Here is a 13,611-nt window from a genome sequence, read left to right on the forward strand (position 1 = left end):
TTATCAGGCCTACGGGATCTCGTAGGCCGGATAAGGCGACATTACGGTTTACACGATTACCGCTCGCGGAAGGCTTCCGCTTTGGCGCGCAGAATCGGTTTTAGCAGATAGGCCAGAATGGTTTTTCGACCGGTAATGATATCCACCGATGCGACCATTCCGGGGATAATCAGCAGCGGTTTTTGATCGCTGCCGAGGTGATTCTTCTCGGTGCGCAGGCGCACGATATAGAAGCTTTTCCCGTCTTTATCGGTCACCGTATCCGGGCTTATCTGCTCAAGCGTGGCTTTCAGGCCGCCATAGATGGTGTAGTCATAGGCGGTGAATTTCACCATCGCTTCCTGGCCTGGGTGCAGGAAGGCAATATCCTGCGGGCGAATTTTGGTTTCAATCAGCAGGGTATCGTCGAGCGGGACGATTTCCACCAGATCGCTACCCGGCTGGATAACGCCGCCGATGGTATTGACCATCAACTGCTGCACGACACCGCGCACCGGCGAGGTCACCAGCGTACGATTCACCCTGTCTTCGATAGCCTTGCCCGACGCCTGCGTTTTGCTGAGATCGGTGCGCGCTTCGTTAAGCTGCGACAGCGCTTCACTGCGATAACGATCGCGCGTTTCGCCAATCTTGTTTTCGATCTCTTTAATTGCGGCCTGCGCGCGCGGGATCGCTAATGTCACCGATTCCAGCTGACCACGTGTGTCCACTTCTGAGCGGCGCAGGCGCAGGATTTCCACCTTCGAAATCGCCCCTTTGGCGACCAGCGGCTCTGACATGCTGATTTCCTGTTGCAGCAGGCCAAGGCTGCGGCGGGTCTGGCTGGCTTTCGCCTGGTAGTCCAGCAGCTCCTGCTTCTTCTGCACCAGTTGTTCATTCAGCCCGCCAATTTCGCTTTGAATACGCTGTTTGACGCTGGTAAAAAGTTGCATCTCGCCATTGGCGATATCCGGCGATTTCTGCGCGATTTCCGGCGGCAGTTCGAGAGTTTCTTTATCGGCAAGCTGCGCCGTCAGACGCTGAACGCGCGCTTCCAGCGCCAGGCGGTCGGCCTCCGACTCCCCGGCGTTCGAGCGGAAACGGGTATCGTCCAGACGCAGCAGTGGCGCGCCAGCCTTCACAATTTCGCCTTCATGCACAAACACTTCCGAGACAATACCGCCTTCCAGGTTTTGCACTTTTTGCAGGCGCGATGACGGGATAGCCCGGCCATCGCCGCGCGTCACTTCATCAATATCGGCGAGCGCAGCCCAGGTCAGCATAACCACAAAGAATGCCAGAATCGCCCACAGGGTGATGCGCACCACGCGCGGCGAGTCGTCGAGAAGGGCTTTGTTCACTTCGTTAGCAGCAAAAGTGGAGGTGTTTTTATCGCCAAACAGCCACTTCATCAGGCGGCTAAGCAGGTTACCGGTTTGCATGGATTTGCCCCTTTTTCAGTGCGTTCATCACGCTTTCTTTCGGGCCATCAGCGATGATTTTGCCGTTGTCGAGGATGATCAGGCGATCAACCAGCGTCAACAGCGACGCGCGGTGGGTCACCAGCAGCAGTGTTTTATTGCTGACGATGGGCGTGAGCGCTTTTTTGATCAGGTCTTCGCTGGTGTTATCCATCGAGCTGGTGGGCTCATCCATTAACAATATTGGCGGGTCGAGCAGGAGCGCGCGGGCGAGGGCAACCGCCTGACGCTGGCCGCCGGAGAGGTTCATCCCGCGTTCGCCAACCTGCATGTTGTAGCCGGAAGGGTGGCGACGGGCAAACTCGTGGACGCCAGCGATCGTCGCCGCGCGGATCATGGTTTCTTCATCGACGTAGCTGGCGCCGGTTAACAGGTTATCGCGCAGCGTGCCGCTGAACAGGTGGATATCCTGCGGTGCGTAGCCGATGTTGTGGCGAATATCGTTGACGTCAAGCTGGCGCGCATCAATGCCGTCAATCAGCACCGTACCGGCATCCGGCTGATAAAACCCAACCAGCAGCTTCGCCAGCGAGCTTTTTCCCGAACCGCTGCGGCCAATAATCCCCACTTTTTCACCGGGGGCAATCTTCAGTGAGATCCCGTTCAGCGAGACAAACTGGTTTTGCGGATAGCGGAACGAGACATCATAGAACTCCAGCGCGCCTGATAACGTTTCACGCTTCAGTGGCACTTCATCGCTGTGCGTTTCCTGCTCGAGGTCCATCATGCTGTCGATGGTGGCCTTGGTCATTTTGGCGCGCTGATAGCGGGTGATTAAGCCACAGAGCTGGCCCACGGGCATCATCGCGCGGCGTTGCAGCAGGTAGCAGGCAATCAGGCCGCCCATACTGAGGTTACCGGCGATAATCCAGTACACCCCGGCGACGATAATCACCACGCCGCTAAACTGTTGCAGCCAGCTGGTGAAGTTGACGGCAATGTAAGAGAGCGATTTTACCCGCAGCTCCAGCTTGCTCAGGCTGCCAATCACCTGTTCCCACTGATACTGCCGCTCGCTTTGCGCGTTATTCACCTTAATGGCATCCAGCCCCGTGAGCGTTTCAACCAGCATCGCCTGACGCTCGTTAGCCAGGCGATAGGTTTTTTTCACCTGCGCCAGCAGCGGGCGCTGGAGCATCCAGTTCACCAGTACGGCAATCGGGTACGCCAGGATGGGAATAAACACCAGCGGGCCGCCGATAATGCCGATGACCAGTAAAATAATCAGCGTGAAGGGGAGATCGATAAGCGCAGTCAGGGTCAGCGACGAAAGGAAATCGCGCACGGACTGATACTCCTGGAAGTTCTGCGCAAAGCCGCCCACGCGGCTGGGGCGAAGCTTCATTTTCATGCCCAGCAGACGTTCGAAAAGCGCCGCCGACACAATAAGATCGGTCTTTTTACCGGCCAGGTCGAGGCAAATGCCGCGCAAAATCTTCAGAACGAAATCAAACGCAAAGGCGATGGTAATCCCGATTGCCAGCATCCATAACGTGGCGGTCGCCTGATTGGGTACCACTCGGTCATAGACGTTCATCACGAACAGCGGCGTGGCAAGCGCGATCAGGTTGACCAGGAAACTGGCGACAACGGAATCGAGATAGAGAAACTTCGACAGCTTCAGCGTGTCCTGGAACCAGGATTTGGTTCGTGGAATCGAGGCGTTCGGCTGGGTATCGAATTCATGTTCCGGCTGGATAAATATCACCTGACCGCTGTAGTCGGCGGCCAGTGTTTCCCGCGCGACGGTGATTTCACCGCCCCGGGTTTCTGCAGACAGCAGGCGGGCGCGTTGATTATCGTCCCAGCCAATGAGCACCGCCGCCTGCGAATTCTTCAGCATTAAAATTGCCGGCAACGAGATAGCCGAGATGGCATCCAGCGGGCGCTGAATGACTCTGGCTTTTAATCCGGCCCGCTGGGCGGCGCGCGGAAAGGTGCTTTGGGTGAGACGATTTTCCTCCAGGGGGAGGCCGGCGGTCAGCGCATTGCGGCTGGTGATGATGTTATGAAGCTGACAGACAACCAGTAAACAATCCAGCAGCGGGTCATCGTGGCTGTGCTGGGGATCATAGCGGGTGCTGTTATTTTCCGGAGAAGAGTTACCAACTGAATCAGTTTGAGGTGCCATCGTCTGACCTTACATAAGCGAAAAATCGCAGGGCACGGATAGCCGTTATCCTTCAAAATGGCTGAAGTATTGCGTCTATCCGCTTAGGGTTATTTTCATCATCGCTGACGAAAATAACCCATAAACCCATTAGTCGTTACTTCAATTCCGGTAGGTCGACTTTCGACGTTTTCATCTCTTCCACCGGTTGGGCGGCGGAAGGGGCCGGAATATTCAGTGCTTTTAGCAGTTCGCCCGTCCGGGCGTTGATACGGTAGTGCGTAAACATTTCGACGTATTCCAGTTCCACGTAGCGGCGCTGTGCGCTGAACACTTCGTTTTCACTGTCGAGCATATCCAGCAGCGAACGGTCGCCGAGGCTGAACTGTTCCTGATAGGCGGTTCGCACCACCATGCTGCGGTCGGCATAGTCTTTCGCGATAGGCACCTGTTGTTTCGCGTTCACCAGGGCGTTCCACGCGAGGCGCAACTCTTCGTTGAGCTGACGCAGCGCATTCTTTTTCACATCCTGCGCTTCCTGCATTTTGTAGGCGTAGGAGGTGAGTTGTGCCTGATCGCTGCCGCCGTTAAACAGGTTGTAGCGCATGCGCACCATCGCCTGCCACTCCTGATCGTGGCCGCGCGTGCCGTCAACGTTATTGTCCATCCGGCGTCCAACATCGACATCCACGCTTGGGTAGAAGCGCGATTTCGCCGCTTCATACTGCTGACGCGTGGCTTCCACATCGGCATCGGCTTGTTTCAGCAGCGGGCTGTTATCCAGCATCACTTTCTTTGCATCATCCAGCGAGGCCGGGATTTTTGACGGCTGCGGGTTGGTGAGGTCGGTCGCTTCACGGCCTACCACGCTCGAGTAATTGGCGCGGGCGTCTTCGAGATTGGTTTGCTCCGTCAGCAGATTGTTACGCGCCTGCGCCAGACGCGCTTCAGCCTGCTCATAGTCAGCCTGGCGACCAACGCCCTGCTCGGTGCGCAGGCGGATCTGGTCGAAAATGCGTTCGTGGTTTTTCAGGTTATCTTCCGCCAGCCTGACCATTTTCTCCTGCATCAGCACGTTGAGATAGCTCTGGATGGCGGTCAGCGCGGTGCTTTCTGCGGTATTCATCACCGTGAACGCGCGCGAGTTGACGGTCGCTTTCTGACGCGCCACTTCGCTGGTGGTGGCAAAGCCGTTAAACAGATTCTGGCTCAGGTTGATGCTCGATTCGCTGCGGTGCAAATCGCGCAGGTGATCGCCCGAGGCGCGCGTGGTGGCGTTATCGGTTTGTTCCCAGCCGGTGCCGGCAGAGACATCCAGCGTAGGCAGATAACCGCCTTTGGCTGCTTTTAAATCCTCATCGGCAGAATGCCGACTATTGATGGAGCCGCTAATTTGCGGATGCGTAATCAGTGTTTCTTTTACAGCCTGCTCAAGCGTCGTCGCGCAGGCATACCCTGACGTCAATAATGAAAGCGTTAATCCGAAAGCGATCTGATCGCGGTAGTGCATTTTATTGTCCTTATCGTTTCTTAAATTCTCCGGCCTGAGCGCTTTCCTTGCCGGAGACCTTGCCCGCTCTCCGCATATGCGTTTTGGGCAGAATCAGCCCCTCGCGCGTATCGGCTACGAGAGGCTTACCGTGGTCAGGAGTCGGTATCGGGTTTGGCGATTAAGTTATCGACGTGCGCGTCGTCCCCTCCAGTATAGGCATCGTTTCCGTCAGCCGCCGAATCCGCCGAGACGATCTGGTCGGTCGCATTGCTGCTTTCGGCACTGACGTCGGCCACAGGCAGCAGTTTGCCCAGGTCGTCGTCGCTGCTTTCATCGTGGATAATATCGCTGAAATTGAGCGGCTCTTCACTGCTGAGCGTTGTGGCGCTGGCTGGACTGTCGCCGTGATCGGCGTCGCTGTTGTCCGTTGCGCTCTCGGCGACATTCGCGGTTACCGTCTGACTTTCTCCTGTGGAAGCGTCTTCGCCGCCCACAAGATTGCTTAACGAGTTCTCTGTGGCGCTGTCAGTAGCCGCCGCAGGCGTCGCATCATTTGGCGTTGATTCGTTATCAGCGGCGGTGTCAGTTTGCGTCAGATAAAGATCTTCACTATCGATAAGCGAGGCGTGCGTGTCGGCTGCGTTGTCTGCCTCGCTGCTCTCTGCTTGCGTGTTGTCACCGCTGACCGTTGTGTCATTTTCCGCGACCGACGCGTGGATGTCTGCACTATTGTCCGTTTCCTGACTTACGGCATCGTGATGGGTTGATTGATCGTCAACCAGCTCGCTGGACGTCGCAGCTACACTTTGCGTTGCATCCGTCGTTTCGCTTTGCGACTGCGTATCGTGCGTCGTATCGCTATCGTTGGTGTCATGATGTTCATCGGCGGAGGTGGTCAGCACATCTGCATCATGACTCTCCTGCGTTGTTGACGTATCCGCATCACTACCGGAGAGCGTAATGCTGTGGTGATCGTCGCTGACGGCAATATCCCCGCTATCGTGATGTTCGCCGTTTACGCTGGTCTCGATATCCACCTTCACGTCGTCCAGATTGACCTGGCTGTCGGTGGTCAGCGTGATATTGGCGTTCAGATTGGTGGTGTCATCGACGTCGATCACCACGTGGCCGTCGGCCTCGACGGTGTACGTCTGGCCGTTATATTCAATCGTACCCTGCGGCAGGCCGGAGAGCGTAATGGACGTTATCTGGTCGTGCTCACCGCCACCGTTGACGGATGCATCCAGCGACAGCTCGTAATGCCAGGAGGTTTTACTTTCCGGTGCATTAGGGTCCCAGCCCTGACCGCCGTCAGACGAGGTGACGTCTGAGATTGAGTTTGAACCCTGAACGATGGTTTTGTCGCCGATGGTGATCGTGACGTTATCGACATAGTTAATATTGCCGTTAACGTTCGCCGGGCCTTTGTCGGCATGCCAGCCTTGACCATCATCCTGCACATAGATGGTGTCGCGCGCATCGCCATTTGGACCGGAGGCAGAGGTTGTATTGCCTTTAATTGAGTTCAGGTCGCGGAAGTTTCCGTCCTGCCAGTAGCCGCTGCCTTCGTGAACGAGGAAGACATCACTGTGGCTTTCGTCACCCGATGGGTTGCCGTTGGTATAGACCTTAATTTGATCTTTCGGGATTTGATCGGAGACGCGACCTGCTTCGATATCCCCTTCGGTGATCCACAGAATCACGTTTTCACCGATGGCGACGATATTGCCATTTTCATCCACGTCGTAGCCGTTAGGATCGTCACTGCCGCCGTTGATTTCGGTGACCTTCGAGGATTCAGTGCCGCTGAAATCGACTTCTAAGGTGATGGAGTGATCGGCGTCTGAATCGGAATCAGCATCGCTGTCGGAGTCGGAGTCGGAGTCGGAGTCGGAGTCGGAGTCTGAATCGCTGTCGGAATCTGAGTCGCTGTCGGAGTCTGAGTCGCTGTCGGAGTCTGAGTCGCTGTCGGAGTCTGAGTCGCTGTCGGAATCGGAGTCGCTGTCCGAGTCGGAATCACTGTCGGAATCGGAGTCGCTGTCCGAGTCGGAATCACTGTCGGAATCGGAGTCGCTGTCCGAGTCGGAATCACTGTCGGAATCCGAGTCGCTGTCGGAGTCTGAGTCGCTGTCGGAATCTGAGTCACTGTCGGAATCGGAGTCACTGTCGGAATCGGAGTCACTGTCGGAATCGGAGTCACTGTCCGAGTCGGAATCACTGTCGGAGTCTGAATCGCTGTCCGAGTCCGAGTCACTATCTGCGTCTGAATCGGAGTCGCTATCAGAGTCAGCATCGCTATCGGCGTCAGAGTCGGAATCGCTGTCAGAGTCAGCATCGCTATCGGCGTCAGAATCGGAGTCGCTGTCAGAGTCAGCATCGCTATCGGCGTCAGAATCGGAGTCGCTGTCAGAATCGGAATCACTGTCAGAATCCGAGTCACTGTCTGAGTCAGAATCGCTGTCCGAGTCGGAGTCACTGTCGGAATCTGAATCGCTGTCAGAATCTGAATCGCTGTCGGAATCTGAGTCACTGTCCGAGTCGGAGTCGCTGTCCGAGTCAGAATCGCTGTCAGAGTCAGAGTCAGAGTCAGAGTCAGAGTCAGAGTCAGAATCGCTGTCAGAGTCAGAGTCAGAATCGCTGTCAGAGTCAGAATCGCTGTCGCTATCCGAATCCGAGTCACTGTCTGAGTCAGAATCGCTGTCAGAATCTGAATCGCTGTCGGAATCTGAGTCACTGTCCGAGTCGGAGTCGCTGTCAGAGTCAGAATCGCTGTCCGAATCGGAGTCGCTGTCGGAATCTGAATCGCTGTCAGAATCCGAGTCGCTGTCCGAATCCGAGTCACTGTCGGAATCCGAGTCGCTATCCGAATCCGAGTCGCTATCCGAATCCGAGTCGCTATCCGAATCCGAGTCACTGTCTGAGTCAGAATCGCTGTCCGAATCCGAGTCGCTATCCGAATCCGAGTCACTGTCTGAGTCAGAATCGCTGTCCGAATCGGAGTCGCTGTCGGAATCTGAATCGCTGTCGGAATCTGAATCGCTGTCGGAATCTGAATCGCTGTCGGAATCTGAATCGCTGTCGGAATCTGAATCGCTGTCAGAATCCGAGTCGCTGTCCGAGTCGGAGTCGCTGTCAGAGTCAGAATCGCTGTCCGAATCGGAATCACTGTCGGAGTCGGAATCGCTGTCCGAGTCCGAGTCGCTGTCAGAGTCGGAATCGCTGTCGGAATCTGAGTCGCTGTCCGAGTCGGAATCGCTGTCCGAATCGGAGTCGCTGTCAGAGTCAGAATCGCTGTCCGAATCGGAATCACTGTCAGAATCTGAATCGCTGTCGGAATCTGAGTCACTGTCCGAGTCGGAGTCGCTGTCCGAATCGGAGTCGCTGTCGGAATCCGAGTCGCTGTCCGAGTCGGAATCACTGTCAGAATCCGAGTCGCTGTCAGAATCCGAGTCGCTGTCCGAGTCGGAATCACTGTCAGAATCCGAGTCACTGTCTGAGTCAGAATCGCTGTCCGAATCGGAGTCGCTGTCGGAATCCGAGTCGCTATCCGAATCCGAGTCACTGTCTGAGTCAGAATCGCTGTCCGAATCGGAGTCGCTGTCAGAGTCAGAATCGCTGTCCGAGTCGGAATCACTGTCAGAATCCGAGTCGCTGTCAGAATCCGAGTCGCTGTCAGAGTCAGAATCGCTGTCCGAATCGGAGTCGCTGTCGGAATCCGAGTCGCTGTCCGAGTCGGAATCACTGTCAGAATCCGAGTCGCTGTCAGAATCCGAGTCGCTGTCCGAGTCGGAATCACTATCCGAATCCGAGTCACTGTCTGAGTCAGAATCGCTGTCGGAATCGGAGTCGCTGTCCGAGTCGGAATCACTGTCGGAATCGGAATCACTGTCGGAATCCGAGTCGCTATCCGAATCCGAGTCACTGTCTGAGTCAGAATCGCTGTCCGAATCGGAGTCGCTATCCGAATCCGAGTCGCTGTCAGAGTCAGAATCGCTGTCAGAGTCAGAGTCAGAGTCAGAGTCAGAGTCAGTGAAGTGGTCAACTAAAACTGGCCACAGCTTTAGAGTTTTTCCAGTATCGGTTTTCCGATTCGTTTGGGGGTAACCCACCGTTATAGTCATGCGGCCTTAGCGAGCTGTAATAACCGACGATATAGTCTGTGATCGCATGAGCAGCTTCGCTAAAGTTTATATAACCTGTCACTGGCACCCACTCGTTTTTCAGACTTCTGAAGAAGCGTTCCATCGGGCTGTTGTCCCAACAGTTTCCACGTCGGCTCATACTCTGCCTGATCCGGCAACGCCACAGTAACTGCCGGAACTGCCTACTTGTATAGTGGCTACCCTGGTCACTGTGGAACATCACTCCGACTGGTTTACCGCGAATTTCCCACGCCATTTCCAGCGCTTTGATGGTCAGCCTGCTGTCTGGTGAGAATGACATTGCCCAGCCCACCGGTTTCCTTGCGAACAGATCGAGAACAACAGCGAGGTAAGCCCAACGCTTGCCTGTCCAGATATACGTCACATCGCCGCACCACACCTGATTAGGCTCTGTCACTGCGAACTGTCGCTCAAGACGATTCGGGATAACGATGTGTTCATGACCACCGCGTTTATACCGGTGGGTAGGTTGCTGACAACTCACCAGCCCCAGTTCTTTCATGAGCCTGCCGGCAAGCCAGCGTCCCATTCTGAAGCCTCTCAGGGTTGCCATAATCGCTATACTTCTTGCGCCAGCAGAGCCATGGCTGATGTTATGCAGCTCCAGAACCTGACTGCGTAACACCGCTCGCCTGCCGTCTGGCTTTTCGGGGCTTTTTTCCCAGTATTTGTAGCTGCTGCGATGAACCCCGAACACGTGGCAGAGTGTGACCACAGGATACTGCGCTCTGAGTTTCCCGATTAACGAGAACTGTTCAGGGAGTCTGACATCAAGAGCGCGGTAGCCTTTTTTAATATGTCGTTTTCCATTTCAATGCGTTGTAGCTTTTTCTTCAGCTGACGTATTTCAATCTGTTCGGGGTTATAGGGGAGGCTTTAGGTATTTTGCCCTGTCGTTCATCCCGCAACTGCTTTACCCATCGCGTCATTGTCGAAAGACCCACATTCATAGCACTGGCCGCAGCTGCAACGGTGTAGTTCTGATCAAGGACCAGTTGAGCGGATTCGCGTTTAAACTCTGCGCTGAAATTTCTTTTTTCATTGGGACACCTGTATTGTTCTGAGATGAGCATATCACCTCTGTTCAGGTGGCCAAATTCAGTAAACCACTTCACAGAGTCAGAGTCAGAGTCAGAGTCAGAGTCAGAGTCAGAATCGGAGTCAGAATCGGAGTCGCTGTCCGCGTCAGAATCTGCATCCGCGTCGCTGTCCAGCAGCGTCAGTTCTTCTTCGCGAGTATCATCAGGGAAATCGAGCCCGGTCGTTGGATATCCCGCATTCGGATCGAGAATTTCACCGGTTAGATCGAGAATAACGTGAGTGTGTGAGCCGCCTCCGCTGGCACCGGGTTGCCCTGTGGCGGGTTGTGGGCCAGCGGCGGTAGCCTCAAGAATTTGGGTCGGGTCCTGTCCGTCAGCGATGGCCTGCTGGATGGCGGCAATATCGGTTGGGTCAACTTCAGGTGTCGAGACGGGGGCAATACCGTTACTGTCCCAGTGGGTGTCGCGGCCCAGATCGAGGGTTTTGCCGTCCGCGAGGGAGAGGGTCACCGCGCCAGCGGGGCCGGTATCAATTTGTTCTCCGCTCAGTATGTGATCACCTTCAGTCAGCAGACGCCGGCTTCCATCAGGGGCGATAGCGAAAACTTGTCCTATTATCGCTTTAATTGTTCCGACTATAGCGCTCATGATGTTTCTCCTGACTCTTTACGTGACCCGTACACCTGTGTTTTCGTCCCTGTCATTCGATGATATCAACGAAACCTGTTGACATATAGACGGCCAGAAGGCCAATTTGCTGGGTTTTATAAGAAAATATTGGAATATTAAATAATTATCTGAAAAATCAATACGAATTTACTTATAAAATAATCGAATGCTTAGGAATTTTCTTTGATTTAAATAAGGGATTGGTAGGAATCTGAAGTAAAATTCGGGGAAGAGATATTTAAGTCAAATCATTAGCAAGCTATCTAACTGTTTTAATATTAAATCCGGGCGTATTGTAAGGTATTTCCGAATATTGAAATCGTGTCGCATTCAGGCGTTATACCTGAATGCGTTTAAACTACGATTAACCCGCTTTAAATCAGCCGGTCTTCCTCTTCGCCAATTAAATCTTCCAGCCCGCCCAGCGTTTGTCGGGCTTTCGCGCGGCTGAGTAATTTGTTTTGTGCCGCAGGCGGGAGATCGGTAATGCTGATCACCCCTTTGCTCATCAGCACCTCAATAAGATCCTCAAGGACACGGACCATTTCGAGATCGCTCTGCTGCAACTGCTGTAGCGTGGCGGCACGCAGCGTATTGACCTTTAACCACTCGTCAATTTCAGCGGTGGTTTCATGGCTTTGTTCAGTCGATTCGGGGAATGGAGCAGGCTCCACCCGGACGATCCGACCCTCACTGTCACGTTCGATAAAATGCATGATTATGCTCCTGAGAATTATTTAGTGAGAGTGCTGGCATCGCTAAAATATCGTCCCATTGCACCATACAAACCTATTTTTTCCAACACGGCCAGTTCACCTTCCGTTTCCACTCGCTCAGCAATTAACGGTAAATTGATCTGACGCGTCGCCCAGTAAATGGCTTCGATAAAGAGTTTTTTATCCTCTTCCTGATCGATGTGACGAATATAACCGCCGTCCACTTTAATCCATGCCAGCCCCCACTGTGGCAGGTTGCCAATCAAATGGAAACGCCCGCCGAAGTGTTGAATGCCCAGACGGCAACCCAGCGTATTGAGTTTTTGCACCAGCAGGCTGACCTGTTCCGGATTTGGCAGCTCATTTTCATCGAGCTCCAGCGTGAGTCGGCCCGCGAGATGGCGCGCGCCTTTTAGCGGTTGCAGCAGCGCGTTCATGCTCTCCTCATCGGCAACACTTTCGCCACTGATGCTCAGTGCCAGCGGCTGGGTGCTTTTCTCCATTGCTTTCAGCGTCTGTTTCAGCATGACGATGTCCATCCGTCGGCTCAGCGCCTGGCGGTGTATCCACGGCATAAAGCGCCCGGCGGGGATAATTTCGCCCTCCGGCGTCTTGATGCGGGCAAGAATTTTTTGATGCAGGATGATGTTTTTATTGTTGCACTCATATACGGGCTGGGAGAAAAGCTCGAAGTTCTCTTTCGCCAGTACGGTTTCCAGACGTGTGTGCCAGTGATGGTGATCGTCTTCGTTTTCCACTTCCTGCGGTGCCTGCGTGTCGGCAAAGAAACGCATCTCCGTTTCCGCCATCGCCAGTGCCTGGTCAGCCTGACGCAGCAGCGCCTGCGGCGTATCGCCCATATTGAAACTTACCTGCGAGAAGTGGGCGACGGGGGTGACGTCGCTCATGCCGGTTTCATGCAACGCTTTTAATTGTGTGCTGAGAGTGGCAATGAGATTTTCCATCTCCTGCGGCCAAATCGGGGGCGCGATAATTGCGAACTCACCGCCGCGAATACGCGCGAGGAAACCTTCGTTATGGAAAAATCGCTGCTGGAGCTCGTTCAGAATATCGGCTACGGCAACCAGCAACTGATCGGTTTTAGCCCCACCGAGACGTTGGTTCAGGCCGATGAGGTCTTGCACGCGCAGTAAAATCAGATGGCCCGCGGCGTGTTCTTCATCGCTCAGACGCGACTGGAGTTTAATATCAAATGAGCGACGATTGTTCAGCCCCGTCAGGCTGTCATTATAGGCCTCCTGACGCAGCGTTTCGGTCCGCGTGGCCTGTTCGCTGAACAGCGCTTTAAGCTGGGTGACCATCATATTAGTGGCTTCTACCACCCGGCGAAGCTCCGGCGTTTTGGGGCGTTCCGGCAGATTGAGAAATTCGCGGCGGCTGATCGCCAGCGCCTGATCAACAATGTGATTCAGCGGGCGCAGGCTGCGGCGCAGCATAAACATCGCGCCCAGTACGCAAAGAATGCTGCACACGCTTAACAGCAGGAAACTGGCGACCAGGCTATCCCACAGGCGCGTCAACGCGAACATCGGATGGCTGATCACTTCCACCTTCGCCACCTGGTTCCAGCCGCGCATCACTACCGCTTCACCCTGGCCGGGGTTCAGGCGTACCATGCGCACAAACCAGTTCGGGACGCTGGCGCTTTGCGGCGTGTTCTGGCGTTCAATCAGCGGCTTGCCGGTTTTGATATCGACAACCCGAATCCGGTAAAAGTAGCCGCTGTCGAAGATGGAATTCACCATCAGTTCCGTCATCACCGGATCGTCAATATTGGCCGTGAGCGAAAGGCCCAGTGCGGTGGCGCTATCCTGTGCGTGCGCACTCAGTTGGTTGTGGTACTGTTCGCGCGAACTCTCCAGCGTCACATAAAAGCTGCCGCAGAAGATGATGACCGTGAACAGACAAATACCAATGAGTAGCTGTTTATAGAGAGACAT

At 54.6% G+C, this 13,611-nt stretch carries 6 protein-coding genes and 2 pseudogenes; all 8 read right to left on the reverse strand.

Going from position 1 to position 13,611, the window contains the following annotated elements; translation table 11 throughout:
* Nucleotides 1–56: 56 nt before the first annotated feature.
* The 8 genes and pseudogenes from AC1MKH_RS01785 to lapD all read right to left on the reverse strand — a co-directional run bounded on the left by AC1MKH_RS01785 (nucleotide 57) and on the right by lapD (nucleotide 13,611).
* Nucleotides 57–1,421: an HlyD family type I secretion periplasmic adaptor subunit gene (locus AC1MKH_RS01785; RefSeq protein ID WP_442961936.1), complete on the reverse strand. Its 1,365-nt coding sequence runs from the start codon at nucleotides 1,419–1,421 to the stop codon at nucleotides 57–59.
* Nucleotides 1,408–3,591 carry a type I secretion system permease/ATPase gene (locus AC1MKH_RS01790; protein ID WP_276222026.1) on the reverse strand — a complete coding sequence of 728 codons (2,184 nt, stop codon included), beginning with the start codon at nucleotides 3,589–3,591 and terminating at the stop codon, nucleotides 1,408–1,410. Before AC1MKH_RS01790 ends, AC1MKH_RS01785 begins: the two co-directional genes overlap by 14 nt.
* Before the next feature lie 136 nt (nucleotides 3,592–3,727).
* Nucleotides 3,728–5,080 carry a TolC family outer membrane protein gene (locus AC1MKH_RS01795; protein ID WP_276222024.1) on the reverse strand — a complete coding sequence of 451 codons (1,353 nt, stop codon included), beginning with the start codon at nucleotides 5,078–5,080 and terminating at the stop codon, nucleotides 3,728–3,730.
* 134 nt (nucleotides 5,081–5,214) lie between these two features.
* Nucleotides 5,215–9,171: a hypothetical protein gene (locus AC1MKH_RS01800; protein ID WP_327621896.1), complete on the reverse strand. Its 3,957-nt coding sequence runs from the start codon at nucleotides 9,169–9,171 to the stop codon at nucleotides 5,215–5,217.
* Nucleotides 9,101–10,298, reverse strand: a pseudogene (locus AC1MKH_RS01805) (IS3 family transposase). The gene AC1MKH_RS01800 and the pseudogene AC1MKH_RS01805 overlap by 71 nt, the downstream one beginning before the upstream one ends.
* 243 nt (nucleotides 10,299–10,541) lie before the next feature.
* Nucleotides 10,542–10,913 (reverse strand): annotated as a pseudogene (locus AC1MKH_RS01810) (retention module-containing protein); the annotation flags it as partial.
* A 395-nt stretch (nucleotides 10,914–11,308) separates the two neighbouring features.
* Nucleotides 11,309–11,650, reverse strand: coding sequence for a tryptophan synthase subunit beta (locus tag AC1MKH_RS01815; protein WP_149465127.1), 342 nt, complete (start codon nucleotides 11,648–11,650; stop codon nucleotides 11,309–11,311).
* Between the two features lie 17 nt (nucleotides 11,651–11,667).
* Complete coding sequence (gene lapD, locus AC1MKH_RS01820) at nucleotides 11,668–13,611, reverse strand: cyclic di-GMP receptor LapD (RefSeq protein ID WP_276224748.1); 1,944 nt, start codon at nucleotides 13,609–13,611, stop codon at nucleotides 11,668–11,670.

It is taken from the genome of Pseudocitrobacter sp. CD920760 (assembly GCF_057782505.1).